Annotated in this window: 17 protein-coding genes, 1 pseudogene and 1 other annotated feature; of the genes and pseudogenes, 7 read left to right on the top strand and 11 right to left on the bottom strand. The window is 49.3% G+C overall.

Annotation, left to right across the window (positions count from 1 at the left end):
- Positions 1 to 164: 164 nt before the first annotated feature.
- Together MKY58_RS26695 and MKY58_RS26690 are read right to left on the bottom strand one after the other, a co-directional pair.
- Positions 165 to 401: a hypothetical protein gene (locus MKY58_RS26695; RefSeq protein WP_339322762.1), complete on the bottom strand. Its 237-nt coding sequence runs from the start codon at positions 399 to 401 to the stop codon at positions 165 to 167.
- Between the two features lie 224 nt (positions 402 to 625).
- Positions 626 to 1,030, bottom strand: a complete 405-nt coding sequence (locus MKY58_RS26690; RefSeq protein WP_339322761.1) for a VOC family protein — start codon at positions 1,028 to 1,030, stop codon at positions 626 to 628.
- Positions 1,031 to 1,231: 201 nt separating this feature from the next.
- Here MKY58_RS26690 and MKY58_RS26685 point away from each other — a divergent pair, with 201 nt between their 5' ends.
- Complete coding sequence (locus MKY58_RS26685) at positions 1,232 to 1,828, top strand: TetR/AcrR family transcriptional regulator (protein ID WP_339322760.1); 597 nt, start codon at positions 1,232 to 1,234, stop codon at positions 1,826 to 1,828.
- A 193-nt stretch (positions 1,829 to 2,021) separates the two neighbouring features.
- Here MKY58_RS26685 and MKY58_RS26680 read toward each other — a convergent pair whose 3' ends face one another.
- From MKY58_RS26680 to MKY58_RS26660, 5 genes are all read right to left on the bottom strand, one after another.
- Entirely contained in the window at positions 2,022 to 4,214 is a 2,193-nt protein-coding gene (locus tag MKY58_RS26680; RefSeq protein WP_339322759.1) for a M56 family metallopeptidase, read from the bottom strand.
- Positions 4,211 to 4,588: a BlaI/MecI/CopY family transcriptional regulator gene (locus tag MKY58_RS26675; protein WP_339322758.1), complete on the bottom strand. Its 378-nt coding sequence runs from the start codon at positions 4,586 to 4,588 to the stop codon at positions 4,211 to 4,213. The genes MKY58_RS26680 and MKY58_RS26675 overlap by 4 nt, the downstream gene beginning before the upstream one ends.
- Before the next feature lie 331 nt (positions 4,589 to 4,919).
- Entirely contained in the window at positions 4,920 to 5,939 is a 1,020-nt protein-coding gene (locus tag MKY58_RS26670; protein WP_339322757.1) for an aminoglycoside phosphotransferase family protein, read from the bottom strand.
- Positions 5,940 to 6,501: 562 nt separating this feature from the next.
- Positions 6,502 to 7,035, bottom strand: a complete 534-nt coding sequence (locus MKY58_RS26665; RefSeq protein ID WP_339322756.1) for a hypothetical protein — start codon at positions 7,033 to 7,035, stop codon at positions 6,502 to 6,504.
- A gap of 108 nt (positions 7,036 to 7,143) precedes the next feature.
- Positions 7,144 to 7,710 carry a DUF4062 domain-containing protein gene (locus MKY58_RS26660; protein ID WP_339322755.1) on the bottom strand — a complete coding sequence of 189 codons (567 nt, stop codon included), beginning with the start codon at positions 7,708 to 7,710 and terminating at the stop codon, positions 7,144 to 7,146.
- Positions 7,711 to 7,969: 259 nt separating this feature from the next.
- On the opposite strand from MKY58_RS26660, the gene MKY58_RS26655 reads away from it, so the two are divergent.
- The 3 genes and pseudogenes from MKY58_RS26655 to MKY58_RS26645 all read left to right on the top strand — a co-directional run bounded on the left by MKY58_RS26655 (position 7,970) and on the right by MKY58_RS26645 (position 15,113).
- Positions 7,970 to 8,671 carry an aspartate/glutamate racemase family protein gene (locus MKY58_RS26655; RefSeq protein WP_339322754.1) on the top strand — a complete coding sequence of 234 codons (702 nt, stop codon included), beginning with the start codon at positions 7,970 to 7,972 and terminating at the stop codon, positions 8,669 to 8,671.
- Between the two features lie 367 nt (positions 8,672 to 9,038).
- A pseudogene (locus MKY58_RS26650) lies at positions 9,039 to 9,170 on the top strand (SAM-dependent methyltransferase); the annotation flags it as partial.
- A 609-nt stretch (positions 9,171 to 9,779) separates the two neighbouring features.
- On the top strand, positions 9,780 to 15,113 hold the full coding sequence (locus MKY58_RS26645; protein ID WP_339322753.1) for an isopeptide-forming domain-containing fimbrial protein: 5,334 nt from the start codon (positions 9,780 to 9,782) through the stop codon (positions 15,111 to 15,113).
- Positions 15,114 to 15,249: 136 nt separating this feature from the next.
- Here the strand turns inward: MKY58_RS26645 and MKY58_RS26640 are convergent, their stop codons facing one another.
- Complete coding sequence (locus MKY58_RS26640; protein ID WP_339322752.1) at positions 15,250 to 15,603, bottom strand: DoxX family protein; 354 nt, start codon at positions 15,601 to 15,603, stop codon at positions 15,250 to 15,252.
- A 148-nt stretch (positions 15,604 to 15,751) separates the two neighbouring features.
- Between MKY58_RS26640 and MKY58_RS26635 the strand changes: the two genes are divergently transcribed.
- Entirely contained in the window at positions 15,752 to 16,105 is a 354-nt protein-coding gene (locus tag MKY58_RS26635) for a helix-turn-helix domain-containing protein (RefSeq protein WP_310858913.1), read from the top strand.
- A 72-nt stretch (positions 16,106 to 16,177) separates the two neighbouring features.
- Here the strand turns inward: MKY58_RS26635 and nspC are convergent, their stop codons facing one another.
- Entirely contained in the window at positions 16,178 to 17,305 is a 1,128-nt protein-coding gene (nspC, locus tag MKY58_RS26630) for a carboxynorspermidine decarboxylase (RefSeq protein WP_339322751.1), read from the bottom strand.
- Position 17,306: 1 nt separating this feature from the next.
- Complete coding sequence (locus tag MKY58_RS26625) at positions 17,307 to 18,545, bottom strand: saccharopine dehydrogenase family protein (protein WP_339322750.1); 1,239 nt, start codon at positions 18,543 to 18,545, stop codon at positions 17,307 to 17,309.
- 869 nt (positions 18,546 to 19,414) lie between these two features.
- Between MKY58_RS26625 and MKY58_RS26620 the strand changes: the two genes are divergently transcribed.
- On the top strand, positions 19,415 to 19,960 hold the full coding sequence (locus tag MKY58_RS26620; protein ID WP_339322749.1) for an XRE family transcriptional regulator: 546 nt from the start codon (positions 19,415 to 19,417) through the stop codon (positions 19,958 to 19,960).
- A gap of 138 nt (positions 19,961 to 20,098) precedes the next feature.
- Positions 20,099 to 20,365: a binding site (T-box leader), on the top strand.
- Positions 20,366 to 20,443: 78 nt separating this feature from the next.
- Complete coding sequence (leuA, locus tag MKY58_RS26615) at positions 20,444 to 22,114, top strand: 2-isopropylmalate synthase (RefSeq protein WP_339322748.1); 1,671 nt, start codon at positions 20,444 to 20,446, stop codon at positions 22,112 to 22,114.
- 217 nt (positions 22,115 to 22,331) lie between these two features.
- Here the strand turns inward: leuA and MKY58_RS26610 are convergent, their stop codons facing one another.
- Positions 22,332 to 23,108, bottom strand: coding sequence for a copper amine oxidase N-terminal domain-containing protein (locus MKY58_RS26610; protein ID WP_339322747.1), 777 nt, complete (start codon positions 23,106 to 23,108; stop codon positions 22,332 to 22,334).
- Between the last annotated feature and the right edge of the window lie 24 nt (positions 23,109 to 23,132).

Here is a 23,132-nt window from a genome sequence, read left to right as displayed (position 1 = left end):
AACACATCCCTTTTGGTGAATAAGCTTTCTTCTATTGGTAAACCTCAATTCGTCCTTTAATTCATGGAAAGGTTTATCAAGGAGATTGCTATATCCCAGTTTAGGATGTGTTTTTTCATGCTTACATTCATTCTGATTAATGACGGAGGATACGCAACGGACGATCAGGTCCAGGCCCACAGGAACCGGTCGCGGTCCCAAGCAATTCTGCCGCCATGGAGCTTGCGGAAAGCCTTCTTCACCTCTTTGGATAACGATGCATTTCCATTCTCATTGATGAATACGAATTGTTCGCCGAAATGGGTCTTCGCATATTCAATTGCATCGGCCTGGTGCAGCGTCCCCGTGAACCTGATTTCCTTGACCATCCATTCCGCGACGTCCTGTGCGGTTGCTTCCATGAAATCATGCTCCTTCCTGCTCGTTGATTGCTCCATTATATCATGACCCGCAACGATTCTTATCGTCTCGCTGATCTCATTCAACCGCTGTAACAGTGCCTCAACCGCTTGGGGGCGGTAGGTGGCTCCGGTTCAATGATAGAGTCAGGCAGCAGGACTGCAAGCAAAAAAGCGAGAGACGCTTGAAGGAGTCAGGTTCAATCGTCCATCACTTCAACGATCCGTCAACGCCTGCCTTCGAACCGTTTGATTGCTTCCTCGGTCACCGGCGCGAAGAGGTTGACGAGGTTGCCGTCGGGGTCGCGAAACAATGCAGAGCGGTTCCCCCATGGCATCGTGGTCGGTTCCTGTACCCACTCGTCGACAAGCGGCTTCAAGCGCGTGTACTCGGCATCGACGTCGTGGACGCGAAATTCGATGATGACGGTGTGGTTGTCGGCCGGGCGCACGGAACCAGCGCCGAACAGATGCACCGTTTGGGAGTGGCCGATCGCCAGCGTACACGATGGCAAAACGAACTCAGCGAAGACAGGCGCGGGACGCTTCGCCGGAACGCCTGTGACCTTTTCATAGAACATGACGAGTCGATCCAGATCGTCGGTAATGATGCGTACAGAAGCGAAATTCATGAGATAACAACCTTTCAATAATGGAATATAACGCTACGATACCGTATCGTATCACATTCGCCTGGAAAGTACAAGTGACCGCATGACAAAGCCTGGCGCGGTCGTGAATCCGGCGCCTGGGATGCCCTCGTGGTATAATGTGAAGGACCTTTGTTTTAAAGTAACGAACCTTAGTTTAAATATGTTGATGTTGGAGGGAAGATGGTGAATACGTCTAAGAAATCCGAACGTGTGCCGTCGGCTAAGATGAATAGTCGCGTCGAGCGTTCGCGACATAACGTTTTGACCACTGCGTTTGAACTGCTCAGCGAAGGCGGTGTGGGTGGCTTCACCGTCGACGAGGTGGCGCGTCGTTCCGGGGTCGCGAAGACGACCATCTACCGCCACTGGCCGACGCGGGAAGCTCTGGTGATCGACGCCTGTTCACGGATGATTGCCGAGCAGGAAACCCCCGATACCGGCTCACTCGAAGGTGATATCACGGCAATCCTGATGGAAATCGCGCACCTGCTGCCCACGGCGAATTGGTCCTTCGTCCTGCCCTCAATCGTCGATACCGCCGAGCGCAATCCGGAGTTCGCGGAAATCCACAGTCGGATTCAGCGGGGACACGCGGCGCCCCTGCGAGAGGCCCTGCAGCGCGCGATAGAGAGGGGCGAGCTGGCCGCACACACCGATGTGTCAACGATCGTCGCAGCCCTGATGGGGCCGCTCTTCTACCGCCGCTGGTTCTCGCGCGAACCGATCGACGACCAGTTCGTAAAGGCGATCATCAAACGCGTACTCGCTTCACTTTAGTACGAGACGCCTATCACTGCTTGGCCGGACATCGATGGCGGCCCAGTGCTCACCCCTCGATCTATTCAGCTCGCTGAGTCATATCACAAGTGAAGGTAAACTATGCTATAAAAGGATGACAAGCAAGCCCCTCTCGAATCACGATAGAGAGGGGCTTGCTTATTGAAGCCATTTCCTAAAGCACTCCTCGAGTCTATTGCACAGGAGCCGAAATCATAGCCTTCAGGCTGTCTTCCGGAAGTTTGTCCATGCCCCAGAAAACGGCAGTATAATAAATATCGTTCTGCTTCCATACGTAATAAGGAAGTTGTATGTTTTCGTCGGATGATAAGTAGACATGATTTTTATCTTCATAAGCCGAAATTGCGATGCCGTCCATCTCCAGCGTCCGGGTGAGCGAGAGTTGGGACACATCGAAAAGCGGCTCTTTGCTCTGATACAGCGAGACATTGGTTGAGGAATCGTCAGGTCCGCGATAGGTCGTCCATAGAGCGTCCGTCGTTTGTCTGAACCCATACCTGGTATTCTGGTCGCCGGCTCTAAGCAGTACCGAACCGCTCAGGTTAAGTCCGGGCAATTCCTGAGGGATTTTCACCTTAAAGCCGAGAATATTCTTCGCCGCAAGCAAATCCCTCTCATCATACAAGGGAAATGAGTTTCCGGCTCCGTCGTAGCGGACATGCTGTACTTCCTTCGGTTTAACAAAAGATTGCACCATTTTTGTGAGGTCTTCCTGCGACATATACCCGCTATAATAATCGATTGCGTACCATACGTTGTCATCCTGCCAGTAGAAGCTTTTGCCGGTTTCCGGCTTTTTCTTGTCGCGTCTCATTTCCGTGAATAAAGTGCCTTTGACATTGCCGATCGTCACAGCTTCCTGTCGGTATTCAAGCGGCTTGTTCGGATTTGGGGGAATCTGAGCATAAGGAGCACCTCGCAATTCACCTTCCTCCAACAAATTCCCCTTGCCCTTGGAAGCCTTGACCTCTATGGTCTGTTCATTTTTTTGGCCAAAGTTAGATACAAAAGTAACGGATGCTACATCGAGAATAGGATCGGTATCATTGATGTTGGTGACATTCTTATAATATGATATAGCATCCAAATGATAACCTTCAGGAAGATAGTCAGGCACTTTATAATTATATTTTGGGAAATCGAGAGCCCGATCCAGACTATGAAACCATCTGAATCTGTCGTTGTATGCAGGATATAGATTCAAACCAGGGTTTACGGATGGTTCCGCCATATCCAACCCAGTATCCTTCCCGGCATCCGACGCATTGGTAAGCAAGATGGCTCCCAAGACAATAACCAAAAGAATCGCAGCGGCGGATAGCTTGTACGAACCTTCCTTAAACTTGGTAATCATCATCATCCTCCATTTCGCTTCATATTTGCTGTCCCCAAAATGCGACAGGTTGATCCCAGGACGAGGTTGTTGGGAAAATGAACGCGACAGCAGGAGTAACGTCTTGCCATATGGCAAAGCTTCGCGCTCTCCCAGTGTTTCAAGAACTTTTGCGTCGCAGGCCACCTCCTGATCGGCCTTCATCTTTCTTACGGAAAGCCACACCAAAGGGTTGTACCAATGCATCCCTACGGAAAGAGCCCACAGGGAGTTGAACCATAGGTCCTTACGCTTGTAGTGCACCAGCTCGTGCATCAGGATATGCGTCAGCTGGCTTGGGTCGGCGATCGTGCATATATCTTCAGGTAAATAAATTCTCGGCTTCCATAAGCCATAAAGACAAGGGCTGCGAAGATAGCTTGTTTCATAGGCGTATATCCGTTTTTTTATGTTCAGCTTCCGTTTGCACGCCTCAAGAGCGGTGAGTACTTCAGCATCCTCGATCTTTATGGAGTCCCCGATCCTATTTCTGAAAATGAGCGCGCAAAACAGGTAATATCCTCCCAAGCCTAGAAACCCTATAAGCCACACCAGCGAGCCAATCGATAGCCAAGTCTGTCTATCCTTGTTCACTGGGGAATGATCTTGAGAAGAACGTGACACGACGGAAGGAACGGGTTCATCCGCAAGGTTCAGGGTGAACTCGGGAAGCTTTTTTTGTACATCCGCATCATTGGACTGAATTTCCGGGTTGGAACCGTTCTCGCTAAGGTGAATAGGTTGCTTACTTTTCTGACCTGAATCCCATTCCATCGGGAACGTTTGCGGCAGCACATTAAACAGGCTCACCGGACTCTGCGGAGCAATGGGAACCAGAAGCTTGATTAACACAAGAAACCACAATATATGAACAATTCTTGGTTTAAGATGCTTTTGGCACAGCTTCCGGATCAAAAGCAATAACAATAGGATTACCGTCGATGCCACTGAAGCGTTGAACAGAATAGAGAAGGTTGTTTCCAGATACGTCATGACTTTTTCTTGTTCTCCAAGAATTGTTGGAGCTCCTCAATATCTTTCTCCGAAAGTGACTCTTCTTCGAGAAATTTCGCGCACAACATTCCCACAGCTCCTTTATAAACTCTATTCAGGAATGAGCGATTCTCGGCTTTTAAGTATTCATCATGCGAAACGAGCGGATAGTAAAGGTAATTCCGGCCGGATTTTTCAAATCGAATGGCTTTTTTCTTGTGAAGCCTATTCAGGAAGGTTTTAATCGTTTGATCCGACCATTGCATTTGTTGGGTTAATTCGGAAATGATCTCGCTGGCGGTCATAGGCTCCTTTTGCCAGAGAAGCTTCATCACTTCGCTTTCGGCCTCGGTAATGTGTGGAGACTCGTGCATCGTATTCACCCTTCTAGATTTTTTTGTTTACACACGTAAACGATATTTAAAGTTTACAGGTGTAAACGTAATGTGTCAAGCGTACTTCGAGCGTAGAACGCAAGCGTCTATACCATCTTGCATGCAAGCCATTTCCCTTGATCGAGAGGCAACTTTGGTCTTTGATAGGCATAAATCAAGGCATCCGAGCGGATGCCTTTTAATTTCGCGCTATAAGTGGCATGAAGAACCGTATCATCGCTAGTGGTAATGTAGAGAATCGGGCTAAATGTTGAAGCTTAAATTGTTGAGTTACTTGACGCGCATGTGGAGTGTCTAATTATGAACGGTTTTAAAAACTCTGCACTGGGCTGGTCTTCATTTCATAGATTTTTTGGAGCGTATGGACATGTTTCGTCTTCTCGTCATCGTCCTCTGTGTGGAGATAACCCTCCACAAGCCTGTACCCGAATATGAGAAGGATCATCTCGTAGACGCAATGATCAGTGATAGGGGATACATTCGCATACTCCGAAAAGCCTTTGTAATACGCGGGGATGCATCGCTGGTAGTATTCGACCATGTGATCGATATCCGCTTCATCCGCAATCAGGCTTGCGAGATCTTCTCCCAAGTAACCCCATCCGGATGTGTCCCAATCGATGAGCGCGATTTTCCCGTCGGCATAGATTAGGTTGGTCACCCAGAAATCCCTGTGGCAGAACACGAGGGGCAATTTTTCGATGCGGGCGAAAATTTCGTCTGAATGCTCATCGATATCGATGAGCATTTGCCGCACGTGCCGCGGCAAATCACAGCCATCCGAACGGATATACTCGTAGACGACCGGCCATGACCGGTAATGCAGATACGTATTCTTCATGAGATCTGCATGGCTCAGGTTGGTCAGGCTCTGCAGCACAGGGGGCTTCTCCATATACAGCTTGCCTTGATAGCGTCCTAACTCCAGCGCGGCCTGTTCGTACATGTCACCGGTCAAGTCTAAACCGGTTACGCCGTCGATATATTCCAGCCATAGCCGGAATTCATTTTCTTCCGCATTAATCTCGGCGTGATAACATGTCGGCCAGCGGAAGGCATCCGAGAACGTCGCTCCCAAGTCGGACGCGTAGAGATCAAATTCCCGGCGCCATGAACCCGGATCTCCGTATCGCTCCCATTTCTTCTGGATTTTCAGCACGATACGGTACGGCAATGATTCACTATCTGCGGTTTTGGCGATCCCCGTTACCAGGTACACTTTTCCCACAGTTCCGCCCTGTAACGGCATCGTTTGGCAGTCGGCAGAGATGATATCCTTCCTGAACCGTCGGCTTAAGGCATAGATCAGCGTTTCATATTTAATAATCATCTCTTCCAACCTCCGTCTTTTTTTCGTTTGCTTGCTCCAAAGGGGAGCATGATATTTCTGTGTAGCCATAGGCTTTCAAATCCATCATGTTTTTTTAGTTAGCTCCTTTAATGTTGTTTTTTGGACGCAAAAATGCCGCGGACAAGCAGCCTCTAAAGAAGCTGCTGTCGCGCGGCATCAGGACGCAAAAAAGATACGACCTTCATCGTATCCTGCAAACAGCAATATTCACGAAAGGTACTTTTGAATGGCATACCAAATAATGCGGGCGTTTTCCCGCTTTTTTCGCGTATGCCTGCTATTCAGTTTTAAGACCAAACCACCATATAAGTCGTTGCCATTAAAACACATCTCCCTTCATGTCAGGAACTCGCTTATCGCTAAGCTGTGTATAGAGTAATTTGTTTTGGAAAAAAAGTCAATGTATTACAGCACTATACTGACGGTACGGATTGTGTCAGCCTGTTCTGCGATGCATCATTTGCGGGGCTTTGCATAATTTCGAGGTCTTGTTTAAGGAAGCAACTAATGATGAATTCCTGTAGTCTTTTGTGCTTGCCCATTAGTGATTTGATGAGCCATTATATGTTGAGAGTATGACGGCCAGGTTTTTTTCGAAAATGAACTCCAATACGATATTGTTTTCTTTATCGAAATAACCTAGAACGTTGTCTTTTTCTCCTGTATCAGTTCTCGTATAATAGTTTTTGCCATAATTCTCAATAACGTCTGCCTTGGAATCCCCGATGGAGATACCTTTTTCCGTGGTAAGCTTTTGGTCCGAAAAAAAATACTCTTTCACAACTCCATCTACGATTTTGAATTGAACATCTTCATTTTTACCGTAAATCAAATAATAAGTATCAGGCTCTTGTGACCGATGGATAGAATCCGGTTTACCAAAAACGTTCGTCACATCCTTTTCAATGGATCCGATCTTGATCCCCCCGATATTTTCTTTGGATAGATCTGTAGTATCCGTATTCTCGTAAAAATCCATTCGATTTTGTGAGCAGCCACTGAGGAACCCAATCAAAATGAATGAACAAAATAATGAATGAACTAATAAGGTGAAGTTCAACTTCTTTTTAGACACGATTTTTCGCTCCTTTTTTCAATGATCGGGCCCTAGTTGTTGTCATCGAGAAAAAACTGGAATTTTAAAGGAAGACCCAAAAAAGGACTGGTTCGGCCAGCCCCTCGTTCATTTTTTTTCCAACTCCGCCTTTAATCTTGCATTCTCTTCCAACAGCTTTTGAACGTCCGGGATATCCTTGCCGGAAACCCAGCCATACAAATCGTCTCTTGCTGCATACTTCGGCAATTGATCACGAAGTACCATTTTAATGTGCCGTACATCATCAACATAATAGATCGGGACTTCTTCCATGACCGTTTGCTTAAACGCTTGAAACTCCTGATAGTGCTCAATTTCTGTGAAATCGTATGGCAGTTGTCTTAATCTCTCATCTGTGAGAACAAAAGCAAATCTAGGTTTTCCCGTTTCTCCGGCATATTCATATTCCCATTGCGTATAGCTTTTGGATTCATCATCGGGGAGCGTTAAACCATAGAATCCGCCGAGAATCAGGATATATACGTCGGAATCGTCGATCCATCTTTTCCTCATGTTCAGTGGACTTTCATTGAAAAATTGCTCGACTCCAGCAGGGATATGACCGGCTCGGAGTATGGATTCAACAGCGGCATGTCGATCCTCGATAAGATCGTAGTAAGTAGCCGATATATAAATTTGTAATTTTCTCCTCATAAGCCCACCATATTAAGGAAATTAGTATAGATAGAATCTACCACTCTCTCGCTTTATTTGTCAAAGCAGATTGCAAGCAGGGGCTTATTCGTGCATTAAAGTTAGTAAAAGGCTGATTCTATTCTAAAGTTGGGCATTTTTTCGCCGATCGTCCAGTTAAACTGAATCGTATCGAGCAAGGGCAAGATTTGATCCATCATAATGCAAACCCGAGACACTTATGCCAAAATAAGACTAAAAAGAAGGGGGTTGAGTAGGCATGAAAACAATAGGACTTATAGGCGGCATGAGCTGGGAATCGTCCATGCTCTATTACCAAATCATCAATGAGCGGGTAAAAGAAAGAAAGGGTGGGCACCACTCGGCAAAAAGCCTGATGTATTCCGTGGATTTTCAAGAAATCAAGGATTTGCAGCATCAAGGGAAATGGACGGAGGCAGCGAAAATCATGATTGAATCGGCTCAAAAACTTGAGGCAGGCGGAGCCGACGTCATCGTCATATGCACGAATACGATGCACAAGATGGCGCCCGAAGTGATGAACTCGGTATCGATACCTTTTCTTCATATTGCAGATGCAACAGCAAGTAAAATTGTTAACGATCAAATAAAAAAGGTGGGATTGTTAGGGACTGCTTTTACGATGGAGCAGGAATTTTACAAGAGCAGACTTATCAATCCGTTTGGACTGGAGGTTGTTGTTCCGGATGAGGCCGATCGCGTGGTCATTCACGATATCATTTATCATGAGCTTTGTCTTGGAATTATAAATGAACAATCAAAGAAAAAATATCTAGACATCATTGACGGTCTTATCCGTAAGGGAGCGGAAGCCGTTATTCTCGGATGCACGGAAATCACGCTGCTCGTCTCACAGGAAGACTGTAATATTCCGATTTATGATACGACACGAATTCATGCCGAGGCCGCCGTTGACTTTGCGTTGGGAGACGAGGAGTAAAACGAAAGCGAATCCGTTGTGGATAACGCGGAGATCCGTTCCGGGAGCAGGGCGAAATTTGTGAACCTTGAGCGCTTTTGATGTACGAAAGATACGCCAGCAAAGGTACCTTAGGCATTTCCAAAATCCATAATCAAACTTAGTGATGATGAATATGCTTCCTTGATGTGATACCATCAGATTATCAGCATATGTTAGCCTGTTCTAAGGGTGGCAAAAAGGTGATTGCATCAATCGAGAGGAGCACTTGTATGCGATCGATCGAGCACGAATACTAAATCTTATCTCCTTATGCGCGCTGCCCTCCGGATGCATCTGTAAATGGAGTCATATTTGATTTGCAGATCACGATATTGGAGACTTTTAAATGAGAAGAGAAGACAAGCCATTTGAATATTGGATCAAGCAAGCGACTCAGCCGTTTTCCGGATGGGACTTTTCCTATATTGTGGAGACGGGACGAATGAACGGTGACTGCTTGGCATGGTCATACGGAAGCATCGAGCCTCATTTCAGAAAACAATGAAAAGCCTTTAAATTGCAAGCCGGCACCGGAACTTTACCGATGCCGGCTTGTTTAGCTTTCTTTGGGTTGAATGTGAAAGATCACAACGAACAATGGCAGTATAATTAGTAAATTGCGCATCTTGCCGCCACGTTAGATCATTTTCAAGAAGCGAGTTTACAAGCGAGTTTACGATACTTACAGGAGAACGGCGATTACGCGTTCTCCTTTGCTATTTTACATGGACAATAGGCGTGTTCCCGAATCGAGGCTCATTGCCGGGTGCTGCGAGGGCTTTGTATAGGTTTGGTATAGGTCCCGGTAATATAATGGTGAAATACGCTGTGTAAACTTGGCGTTATCTGTCATTTTCAGTTCATACGTGGTGAAGATGTTCGAATGAGAGGGGGAATTTACTACATATTGTCATCCGCCTGAACGCCCACGGCACTTATTCTTTCATCTTGAACTCGCAAAAATCCGGGCCACTGGGATCAACCAAATCGCATTCGATGATTTGCTTGAGCGTTGTGTCGGGTAGATGGTCTTGCGGTCGCCACAAATTTCGGGAAATTTAACTTCGGAACGGAGGAGATTTTTGTATTGAAACGAAAACGCAGTGTTGGTAAAACTATTCTATCTATCTACCTAACCTTTTTGCTAGTCTTTCAGACCTTAACGTTTTCTACTGCCGTTTACGCGGAGAGTGCGCAGGACGGTTACGGGAAGGCGGAGGCGAGCGTAAGCGCGGATGAACCGTCGCCGTTGCCTAAGGACGTGGTTACGCCGGATGAACCGTCGCCGTTGCCTAAGGACGTGGTTACGCCGGATGAACCGTCACCGTTGCCTGAGGATGTGGTTACGCCGAACGAACCACCTTCGTTGCCTGAGGAAGAGGCTACGCCGGGCGAACCGTCGTTGGTACCTGAGGGGGAGCACGCGGTCCATTCCGAAGCAATGGCGGCAGAACCGGCGGACAAAACGGCGGTGCTCGTGGGGGCGAATACGCCTTTTCCGCTGGAAGTCACACAGGACGGAAAACCTGTACGGGATGATGGTACGGGCGTCATTCACGGCAGACAGCCGTTCACCCTGAATCTGAGCAACATCAAGGTGCCGGTGTTTGGCGATAATCAAAGTGCCCCTTCTGAATCAATTATCCAGAAGAACGACAAGGTGATTTTTGATAAAGAAACCTATTTCCCGATGGTGGACCTGGCGGCAGCAGGCAGCAAGTCGATCACGGTGGGGGGCCAGAAAATCGCAACGGCTACTTTTAGCGAGACCTCCCTCACCATTACCTTTGATGGCGATGATGTGTTTTTTAACGGTAACAAAAGGAATGTCGTCATCAGTCTTACATTCTCCGCAAAAGCGGATTTGTCGGATCTAGGCGACGGGGAGGATAGACAAACAGAAATATTCGGCAAGAACTACATCATCGACAACCCGCCGCTGACGCCCGCGTATAAAATCGCGATAAACCCTCTGGACAGCGTTAAGCCGAGTCAGTATTCCTACGTTAACCTAGGTAAAAACTCGTTTGTAGAGGGGACAATCACGTGGAAGGTGGATGTCGAAGCATTTGACCAGATTGACAACACCATACCGCTGCCGCTGACCGGAACGACGTTTTATGACGATATTAGCAAGGGCGCTAGCCACAACGCTGCCGGCGTCTATGTGGATGGCTCGTTCGCGGTCGACGGGCAGCCTGCAATGCCGGTCTACGAAAACGGTGCGCTGTCTTACACCTTCCCGGCGAGCGCCGGCAATAAGGCAACCATTACCTTCAAAACATGGATTCCCAAAAACTTGTACTATTATGAGTACCAGCCAGTCCCTGGAAACGATGGCGGCCAGAAGATGGACACTATCGCTCAGTTGAAGGATGAGACCGGGAATGAGTTGATCAAGGCGTCCTCGTATCGCGTCAACATCTATCCGGACTGGATTCAGCAATCTGGTGCAGTGAGCAAGCGGGGGGAGGACACCTTTGTAACATGGACCATCGATGTGAACAAAGGTTACAACAAGCAGGGGCTAAAGAACTTCACTATCACTGACGCCCTGCCGGCCGGGCTGAGCTTCGAATCGGCAGCTTATCAACTGTGGGATACTAATACGAATAATTGGTCCGTTACGACAACGCCGATCACCCCGACTGGCGCAAACAATGATACCTATTCTATTCCTGGCGGTGAAAACAGCCCTGTCCGGCTGGTCATCGAGTCCAAAGTAAACAGCGGCAGCAGCTTCACCAATAAGGCTCGCGCCAACTGGTCGCTGGAAAATCCGCCAAGCGGCCTGCAGGACAACGATGCGACTGAGGGGGATAACCCCAAAACCGTGAGTGCTTTCGCGACGGTCACCGTTGGCGCGCATGGCTTGGCCAAAAGCGGCACATTGACCGCTGACGATCTTAAGATCGGGGCCACCACATGGACAGTGACTATGACACCGCAGTATAGCGACTCCGGCGCAGTGGTGTATGACCTGCTGGTGTACAGCAGAACCCCGAACTTCATCGATCCCAGCAAGCTGGATTCGAAGGGCAAGGTTGCTCCAGCGGTTTTGACGGCACTTGCAAATGGAGTTAGGGGAAATATAGATTTGATCGGGCAGCAGTATCTTGAGGATTCATTTACTACCGGCGATGGTTTAAAAGGGGAAGTAATTCCCTTGTATCAGGACGGCGTGCAGGTGGCGGATCTATTGAAGGTCAGCGGTTACACAGACAAGCAGGCGACCTTTAATTTCCGTACACTAATGACGGATCCGGAGCAATTCGCAGGGCAGTATTCCAAAACAGGCTACGCAGCCCCTAGGTATAACCGCGCATATTTGTTCGAAGGCGATAAAAATGCGAATATAAGTGCACAAAGTTATGTGAATCGTCACGGGAATATGCTTGACAAGGGAATGCTCTTCGCATCCAAGCCCTTGAAGGCAGACGGTACGCCTGAAAAAGTTAAGCCTAACGATGTTAACAGCTACATCACAAACGACAGCAACGAGGCATGGACGATCGCGGGCTACGACCGGGTGACGAAAACTGCGACTTTCCGTCTCGCGGTCAATCATAAAGGCTTAGACACTGTAGCGATGGCTAAGTACGGTGGTAACCGGGTGGCCAGCGACATTAAGCTGGTGGACACCTTACCTGAGGGCTGGGAATTTGCCCCTTATGATGAGAGTGGAAAGTTCTATGAGCTTTATCAAGGCTATTCGAGCAATAATTCAGACACGCAGTACGGTACTCAAATTAGGGCTGAGAAGGTCATTCCGCCAGACTCTGATGCCCATGTGGTCAGCTTCTCCCATAGCGGCAACGTAGGTACCTTCACCTTCGGCAAGCTGGAAAGCCCTTATGTCATTTTGCTGAAGGCAAGACCAACGGCTGAGGCGTTAGACGCCTACCTCGCAACAGGCGAAGCGAGGTTTCAGGGTTATAATAAAGCCGAGCTGAAGATCAAGTGGGGCGGCGTTGAAAAAGTGACCACTGAGGAACGCAAGGTGATTGTTCCGCTCGGTTCGCTGACCAAGTCGGTAACCAAGCCGGCCCCTGGCATTCAGGAATGGACGGTGAATTACGCTCCGTCCTTCGCAATGACGGATGGCGTCTATTTGCAGGACACTCTTGGAACAGGATTGAAGCTGCGCGAGGATGAGAACGGCAAGCTCTCGCTGACATCTCCCGATATGGCGGTCTACCGTGCCACGATGACCGCGAGCGGAGCTCTCGAAAGAGATGGCGCGGCGCTCGATTTAACCGGTCCTGATCCTGAGGTCACGGTGGAGATGCAGAAATCCGCAGGCAACCCGACAAAGCTGATCTTCAAGATGAAGGACCCGAACCGGTACTACCAGTTCGTCTATCAGACCGAGTCGAGCGGTATGTCTCCTGGAAAAGTCGGCAACAAAATCGAGCTTTTAGGCGATGACAGCCTGCCGCCTATCGAAGCAAGCAGCGAAAGCACGTTGGACGTCAATGACGTAAGCGGCGGCGCTGGGTCCAATGGCGTGTTGTATATCCAAAAGGTAGACCCTGCAAACAAGGAGCTGCCAGGCGTAAAATTTACGCTGTATGAAGCCGATGGCAAAACACCGGCGAAAGACCAAAACGGCAAAACCATCGAAGGATTCACAGACGCAAACGGCAAACTTATGCTGTTGATCCCTACGCCGGGGCTCTACCAGTTGAAGCAGACTTATATCGATGAGAATACTTATCTGCCTACCACAACGGTTTATCCGGTGCGTGTTGCCGATGTGAAAGACAGCCCTACCTTTGCGGACGGCGAGCTCGTGACTGCAACTAAACCGCTGGTCGTGCCGACCCCTGCTTCCGGCAAGCTGACGATCGGGCAGACCGTGGCGGGTAAAGACGGGGAGCAGGATAAGGAATTCGCGTTTACCGTTACCTTCGACGGAGAAGGCAAGGATGGCGAGTATCCTTATACTAAATCGGATGGCACTACCGGAACGATCAAAAGCGGCGGCACCATTCAATTGAAACATGGACAAACGGCTGTTATTCCGATACTGCCCAAGGATCTGGTTTACACCGTCGCCGAGGCTGATTGCACTGGAGACGGCTACACCACCGACCCGGCGAATAGAGTGCATACCGGCACCATCGTCTGGAATGGCGACCACAAAGCCGAGTTCGTCAATACACGGATACGGGTCGGCGGTCTGCTGGTCGGCAATGCGGTGGCAGGCAACGGTGGTGACAAGGAGAAGGAGTTTGCCTTCACGTTAACATTTGAAGGCGATGGTGAAGGCGATGAATATTCCTATACGAAATCTGACAAGACAACGGGCAAGATAAAGAGTGGAGATACCATTCTTCTGAAACACGGCGAGGCCATTACGGTGGAGGGGCTGCCGCCGGATATCGCGTACACTGTGACCGAAGCGAATTATACAGCCGACGGCTACACTACGAATCCGGAGGATCGGACTCATACCGGTGTTATCGTGGCGAGGGAAATTGCCGAAGCCAAGTTCGTCAATACGAGAGAGCTTCCAGGCGGCACTGGACCTGGCCCCGGCAACCCCGGTAACCCTGGACCTGACCCTGTCAATCCCACGCCGGGCGACGGCAATAGCGGAACCGACAACGGTACGCCGCCATCCCCTGTCATTGAATCCGAGAAGATTGCAATGGATTTGAACGGCAGCAGCATTGAAATCGGGGATACGATCGAGTATACGATCCGGTCGCGCAACACTGTGCCGGGTACTACGGTTACGAACCTCGCCATTGCCGACAAACTGCCGAAAGAACTGGAATATGTGACAGGCAGCTTGAGCGTGGACGGCAAATCGGTGACGGATGCCATCGATAACGATAAAGGCGCATACGTCGACGGTACGGTCAACGGACAGTTTGGAAACATTACGGATACGAACTGGCACACGATCGTATTCCAGGCTAAAGTAGTGGCTGGGCAATCCGGCCTGACGATCCGCAACACGGCTGAAGTAACCGGAGGCAATTTGATCCGTACCGATCGCCCATTTGAGGACATTGCCATTGGCGGTGAAAGCGGCAGTTATCCTGGCGTACCGGGAGAAGCAGATCCAGGATCACCGTCCGGAAACGCGAACAATCCCGGCGGTGAACCAGAGGATGCCGGACCTTCTTCCGGGAATTTTAGTCATCCGGGCCTGCCGGGAGACACGGATTCTTCCTCCGAGAATCCAAACAACCCGGACGAAAAGGAAACGAATCCTGCCCATCCGGCCCCTGGGCCTGATGGATCCGGACAATCCGGCACTCCTGGCGACCCGGAGAACGCTGATGCTAGTGACAACGAGGAGGCAGGCAACAAACTGCCAGATACGGCCACAAACATGTATAACTATTTCCTGGCCGGATTCATCATGCTGCTTGCAGGGTGGTTCCTGTTAAGAAAGAAAAAAGCATAAAATAGGTATTCATAGACACGAGGGACCGGGTGAATCCGGTCCCTTTAATTTATCGCTTTATCGCCGATCGCCCCATGAAACCGGACCACAAAGAAGTAACGGCAAGTCCCTAACATGACCGAAAGATCCCGTCGGCTTAAAAACGACTGACCGCAACAAATACAGCTAATGCGAGAAAGACAATGTTCATGCCGATATCCCGGTATTCCTTGCGTTTAATATGGAATAAGGCGCCTAAAAAAACGACTACGGCAAGCCCGGTTGCGGCAATTGGCGTCAATACAGGCGCAATATTTAACGCTTCGGGCAGAATAACGCCCAGTGCCCCAACCAATTCGGCTAGCCCGATAAAAACGACGAATCCTTTTGAAACGTCCTTTACCCAACCCCATGACTCTTTGGCTTTTTCATATTGAATTGCCTTCAGCCACCCCGAGTAGACAAAACCTAAGGCTACAAGCCCTTGAATGATCCATATTACAAAATTCATGAATGGTGCCAACCTCCTGATTGCTTGTTCGACATCCTCTGAGGGTATAATAGACCATGGTATTCGACTTCGGAAGTAGGCACTTTATCTAAACATAGTAAACAAAAAGTTACCTTGCAAAAGCAAAGGAAAGTGAGGTGGGGATCCAATGAAAGAGTATTGTAAATTCGAATCGGCACTGGATATTTTAGTGGGGAAATGGAAGCCCGTCATTCTGCTTCAACTGATTTCAAACGGTACAATGAGGTTCAGCGAGCTTCAAAAAGCGATACCGAATATAAACAAAAAGATGCTCACCCAACAATTAAGGGAACTTGAGTACAACGATATTGTACATCGCGAGGTTTATAACCAAATCCCTCCGAAAGTAGAATATTCGATTTCGGATTACGGTAAAGGTTTAAGTGTGGTATTACAGGCATTAAACGATTGGGGAGCGGCTCATATCGAGCACATGAATATGCTCTACGGAGCAGATCGTCCAGGGGATACATCTAAGTGAACCGTATCAAAAGGAACGGCGAAAATGCAAAAAGCCTTAACCCTGATGACAGGGCTAAGGCTTTGTTATTCTTTAAGCGAGTCTCATCTTAAAATCCTGATAGCCGAACTCGCGCACGATGCGGCAGTTGCCGTCTTTGTCCTGCACGGCGATGGCCGGCAGCGGCATGCCGTTGAAGGTGTTGGTTTTGACCATGGAGTAGATCGCCATGTCTTCGAACACCAATCTGTCGCCGCTCTTCAGGGGCTGATCGAAAGAATAGTCTCCGATGACGTCGCCCGTAAGGCAGGTCGGCCCGCCAAGGCGATAGGTATATGCCTTTTCCCCGGCTTCGCCCGAACCGATCAGCGGCGGACGATAAGGCATTTCCAGAACGTCCGGCATATGGCACGTAGCCGAAGTGTCCACGATCGCAATCTCGATGCCGTTGCGATGGATATCCAGGACGGAGGTGACCATATAACCGGCATTCAGCGCGATGGCCTCCCCCGGTTCAAGATAGACCTCCAAACCGTATTTCTCCTGCATTCTCTTAATGCAGGCTTCCAGCCTCGGAATATCGTAATCTTCCCGCGTGATATGGTGACCGCCGCCGAAGTTGATCCATTCCATCTGCGGCAGCCATGGCCCGAACTTGTCTTCGACCGCGTTCAGCGTGGTCTCCAAATCGTCCGAATTCTGTTGGCAAAGGGTATGGAAGTGCAGTCCCGTCACGCCATCCAGCAGTTCCGGCTGGAAATCCTCGCGCTTCACGCCAAATCGGGATCCCGGCGAACAAGGATCATAAATTTCATGCCCCACTTGCGTCGAACATTCCGGATTGATGCGAAGGCCTACCTTTTTGCCGGCTGCAAGAGCCTTCCCCTTAAACTTTTCCAGCTGGGAGAACGAGTTGAAGATGATGTGGTCGCAAATGGAAACAATTTCGTCCATTTCATCTTCGCGGTAAGCGGGGGCAAAGACGTGGTTTTCCTTGCCCATTTCCTCGTGCCCTAGCCGCGCTTCGAATAGGCCGCTCGCGGTCGTGCCGCTTAAATATTTTCCGATGAGCGGATACATCTCCGTCATGGAAAAAGCTTTTTGCGCCAGCACGATTTTGGCTCCCGTACGCTGCATGACGCCGTTCAAAATTTTCAGGTTTTTTTCGATGAGCGCTTCATCGACGACGAAACAAGGTGTCGGCAATTCCTCGAACCGCATATTAACGCACGAGCTCCGGTTCTTTCGTTTCTTCAGGCAAGGCGTCGACCAGCACCGGATTGAAGTCTTCTACCCAAGGAAGTCCCCATTTGTTCAGTTCTTCCATGAATGGATCCGGATCGAACTCTTCGACGTTGTATACGCCCGGTTTATTCCATTTGCCGGTGAGCACCATGGCTGCGCCGATCATGGCAGGAACGCCGGTCGTGTAGGAGATGGCTTGGGAGCCCACTTCTTTATAGCACGCTTGATGGTCGCAAACGTTGTAAACATAGTACGTCTTGTCTTGGCCGTCTTTTTTCCCTTTGAAGATGCAGCCGATGTTTGTTTTGCCCACCGTGCGAGGTCCAAGGGAAGCCGGGTCCGGGAGGACAGCCTTCAGGAATTGAAGCGGAATGATCTGTTTTCCTTCGAATTCGATCGGTTCGATGGAAGTCATTCCAACGTTTTCAAGCGCTTTTAAGTGCATGAGATAGCTTTGTCCGAACGTCATGAAGAAACGGATGCGTTTCAGTCCAGGGATGTTTTTCGCAAGGGACTCGAGCTCCTCATGGTACAGCAAGTACATGTCCTTTTTGCCGACTTCGGCGAAGTTATACTCGCGTTTGATTTCCATCGGCTTCGTTTCGATCCATTCCCCGTTTTCCCAGTAGCGGCCGTTGGCGGACACTTCACGGATATTGATTTCCGGGTTGAAGTTGGTTGCGAAAGGATAACCGTGATCCCCGCCGTTGCAATCCAGAATATCGATATATTCGATTTCGTCGAAATAGTGTTTCAGCGCATAAGCGGAAAATACGCCGGTTACGCCGGGGTCGAATCCGCTGCCGAGCAGTGCCGTGATGCCTGCTTTTTCAAAGCGCTCTTTGTATTCCCATTGCCATTTGTATTCGAATTTCGCCGTATCTTCCGGCTCGTAGTTGGCGGTATCCATGTAGTGCGTTTTGGTAGCCAGGCAAGCATCCATGATCGTCAAGTCTTGGTAAGGCAGGGCCAGGTTCATGACGATATCCGGTTTAACTTCGTTGATCAGGGCGATCAGCTCGTCTACGTTGTTGGCATCGACCTGAGCAGTCGTAATTTTGGTTTTGCCGCCGTCCAATTTGGCTTTCAGTTCGTCGCATTTGGACTTGGTGCGGCTGGCGATGCAGATTTCCTCGAAGACCTCGCTGTTTTGAACGCATTTATGAACGGCTACAGATGCGACGCCGCCGGCGCCGATGATTAGTGCTTTTCCCATTTCTCAATCTCCTCACCAAAATAAAATTTTCTGTAAAACGGCAACAAAAAAGCAAGCGAAACACGCACCATGCGCATCACACTTGCTTGATATAGTCGAATAATAAGATAGTTCCATTAAGCATGACAGGACAAAGCTCTAGCGCGCTCGCCAGTCAGCCATAAAAAGCATCGTTTTCATGGAAGGCTCTTAATATTCAAATATATTACCTAGGATCAGAGTCTATATAGCAAATAATTACTTTTACCACTCTTATTGACCGTTTCACAAGTTGTGTGCGTATGCACTGGTTATAAAGTTACCAACTTATAAAATTTGAGCTTTTAACTCAATCAATAAGGCAACGAAAGTTGCCAATCGGCATTTGACCCGGCTGTCCGTATGGCCTTAACTACCCGAAGGAAGTGGTCAAAGATTATCTGCTTGGAAAGATCCTACATATATCGAATATTCGCTTTCCAAAAATTATGCTTCTCCATAATAGCAGGATAGGAGGTATTGAGCAAGAGGAAATTTGAAACAAGCATTTTTGGCGGTGTCGAAAACCAATAAGGTATCCAATTTATGGGTATTCAACATGCCGTAGCGGTCTTTTGTCGGTATTTCCGTTAAGCTGGACCGTACCGCAAGTGACGGTGAAAGATTCTCTTGAGAAAGTGACCTTACACCTAATAATGCGATCAACTGGAATGGTCCAAGGAAACGGAGAAGACGACACGTAGCATGGTATGCACTTGGGTTGCTCTCTGTGCGTTAATACCCCAAACTTCTATCCAAGCATAATTTTTCCGCACTCATGTCTTGCTTCGCCTTTCCCCAGCGGGCTTTATTTTCTAAAGTGCCATTTCCGCAATTTGGGAGGACGGCACATGAATTCGATCGGTGAAACCATTCGAAACACGCGAAAAAAACAGAAATTAACGCTCAAGAGGGTAGCTGAGGCGGCTTCTGTATCCTTGTCTTTTCTCAGTGAAATTGAACGGGATAAGGCCAATCCCAGCATCAGTGTACTTAAGCGCATAGCGAATGCATTAAACGTGAATTTTACGGATTTGTTCGGCGAGGAGGAGCGAAGCATCGTCGTTAGAAAAAACGAGCGCAAACCTTTGGTGCATTCCGAGGGTTCCCGCATTACCTGGTACGCGCTCAGCCAGGGAAGCAGCAACAAAATGGGACCGATATGGGGAGTACTGGAAGAAGGAGCATCTTACGGCGACGTTAGCGTTGGCCATAGCGATGGCGAGGAGTTTCTATTTGTTCACTCCGGGCGTCTGGAGTTTGTGCTTGGCAATGAACGTTATACACTCGAAGAAGGGGACAGCATTTATTATGATGCCAGAACCCCCCATAGTTATAAGAATATCTGGGACGGTGAAACGCTGCTCATAGCAGTTTCTACTCCGCCTACATTTTGACGGCAAAACGAAATTAAATTAAATCCCGTATGAACCCATAGCTCATCGGCAAAATAAAAAAACATGAATTGAAGAAAAATACGTCTTAGATTCCCCTTGACACCATCGTATTGGTGATATAGCATTAATCCTAATAATTAAACTACGTTGAAAAGGAATAGTACGGTTTTTGAAGCGATCAGAGAGCTGTTGGACGGTGCAAAACAGCCGCGGAGAAGATCGGAACTCGCCTTGGAGTTGCCCGCTGAACCCGTTAAGTAGGCGGAGCCGGAGCCCTGACCGTTATCATCAGGAGGATGCAGGTTTGTCCGTTTTTTGTAATCCTGTATCCGTAGAGTGCATGCCGGGCGACGGCATGAATTCGGAGTGGTACCGCGTAAGATGTCAAAGTCTTTCGTCTCTGTTGGTGGAGATGGAAGACTTTTTTTGTGCGTTCGATCTTTGGCAGGTCAACGCAGGAAATCGATGAAGGGAAGGATATCCATGAAAAATGTAAACAAATACGCCAGAGGATATTTTATGCCGGCGGAGACCAGCTTGAAGTGGGCCCAAAAGGAATATATTACAGAGGCGCCGATTTGGTGCAGCGTCGACCTTCGCGACGGCAATCAGGCGTTGATCGTTCCGATGAATCTGGAGGAGAAGCTGGAATACTTCAAGATGCTCGTGGATATCGGGTTCAAGGAGATCGAAGTCGGATTCCCGGCAGCATCGGAGACGGAGTTCGCCTTCTTGCGCACATTGATCGAGCAGGATTTGATTCCGGATGACGTCACGATCCAGGTGCTGACCCAATCGAGAGAGCATATTATCCGCAAAACCTTCGAATCGCTGAAGGGCGCGAAAAAAGCCGTCGTCCATTTGTACAACTCGACCTCCGTGGCGCAGCGGGAGCAGGTATTCCGCAAATCCAAGGAAGAGATCATCGACATCGCCGTAAGCGGCGCCAAACTGTTGAAGGAATGCGCGGCGGAGACGGAAGGGAACTTTCAGTTCCAGTATTCGCCGGAGAGCTTTACCGGGACGGAGATCGATTTTGCGCTGGACATCTGTAATAGCGTTCTGGACGTATGGCAGCCGACGGCGGAGAACCCGGTCATCATCAATCTTCCTGCCACGGTATCCATGTCGATGCCTCACGTCTACGCCAGCCAGATCGAGTATATGAGCGAGCACCTGAACTATCGGGAGAACGTGATTCTGTCTGTCCATCCACACAATGACAGAGGAACGGGCGTGGCGGACGCCGAGCTGGGGATGCTGGCCGGAGCCCAGCGCGTCGAAGGAACGTTGTTCGGCAACGGGGAAAGAACGGGGAACGTCGACATCGTGACGCTGGCGCTCAACATGTACTCGCACGGGGTCGATCCCAAGCTGAACTTCGAAAACATTCCTGCGATCATCTCCGTTTATGAACGGCTGACCAAAATGAAGGTAACCGAAAGACATCCTTACGGAGGCGAGCTGGTATTCACCGCGTTCTCCGGTTCGCATCAGGATGCCATCGCGAAGGGCATGAAATGGCGCGAGGAGAAGGAACCCGAGCATTGGTCGGTCCCTTATCTGCTCATTGATCCGATGGATATCGGCAGGGAATACGAAGGCGACATTATCCGCATTAACAGCCAGTCCGGCAAAGGCGGAATCGGATACGTACTGCAGCTGAAGTACGGACTTGACCTCCCGGCGAAAATGCGCGAAAACTTCGGGTACTTCGTGAAAAACGTATCGGATCAGCAGCAAAAGGAACTGATGCCCGAAGAAATATACGATATTTTCGTGAAGGAATACGTCAATATCAAAACGCCCGTCGAGTTTGTCAAATACCGTTTTACGGACCATGAAGATTTTCATACCATCGTCACGATCCGGACCGGCAGCGAAGTCAAGGAGATCGAAGGCACCGGCAACGGAAGGCTGGATGCGATCAGCAATGCCCTGCAAACCGAGCTTGGCATGAATTATACGGATTTGACTTATACGGAGCACGCGCTGGAAACCGGCTCGAAATCGCAAGCCGTCTCTTATATCGGCGTCACGGCGCCCGACGGCAGCGTATATTGGGGCTGCGGCATCGACGCTGACATTATGACCTCGTCGGTAAAAGCGCTGTTTAGCGCGGTCAATCGATTTAACCGCAATAGCGCGAACTGATTGCCGGGCAACGGGGCGTGCGTGACCATTGGCTTCTTCGGATAAATGGGCCGGCGTACGGATCGCTGGAATGCTGAGGTGACCCGTTTGATCGATCAGTAATACAACCAAAACAACCATTGATGACCTGGGAAGTCGTCAATGGTTGTTTTTTTCTTCCTAATTCAGGATCGCGCCTGCCGAGGACGGCGGCTTTGCTTGCGGAGCACGCCCTTTTTTACGGAGACGCAAGAAGGTAGCTGATGTCCTCTACCATCCAGGCGCCATGGATGTAACGCACATCGATGATTCGCTCGACGAACATGCCGCCGGTATCATTCGGGCTTTCCAATTGCTTGATATAACCCAAACCTTCCCCTTCATAGAAGCGGGTGACGGGCTTGGTAACGAATTTGTGCCGGGTGACAGCCCCGTTTTTCTGAAGCAGCTTATTGATGAACGCATCCGTAAAATAAGGACGGAAATGGGTCCGGACCTGCTTGTAAGCGGACAGGTCGGCCGACTCGTTGGCGGCTTTGACCAACGCGTTGATCCGGGCTGCCGTCATCGCGGGGAATGTCTTCCCGTACTGCGTGGAAATGGTAACCGTGCGATCATCAAGCGAAGCGGTGGCGGTTCCGGTTGATGCGTCCCAGCTGACGCTGCCTCCCAGCGTCTGGGCGACGAAGCGGAGCGGAACGTACATCGTGCCGCCATCCAAGCTGGAAGCAGCGTCCAGCATCTGGCCTTGACCGTTGACGGTTGCATGATGCGAATGGATCGGCATCGTAATGACGGTATCATTCTTCGTGATGGTCGCAGTATAAGTCTCCTTGCTCCACGTTACCGTCGCTCCGAGAGCTTCGGAAACCGCCCGCAGGGGAATCATCGTGTACCCTCTTACATATTTCCCATGAACTTGGACGATCGTGTTTTCTTTTGCGGAGACAACGCCTATTAAACACGACATGGTCACGACAGCCGCCAGCAGTCCGGCGGTCAGCTTTTTGATCAAGATGACGTCCTCCTTTCTCGGTTC

The organism is Paenibacillus sp. FSL W8-0194 (assembly GCF_037969745.1).
GTDB lineage: Bacteria > Bacillota > Bacilli > Paenibacillales > Paenibacillaceae > Paenibacillus_AQ > Paenibacillus_AQ cookii.
This window is presented reverse-complemented; position numbering and strand designations above follow the sequence as displayed.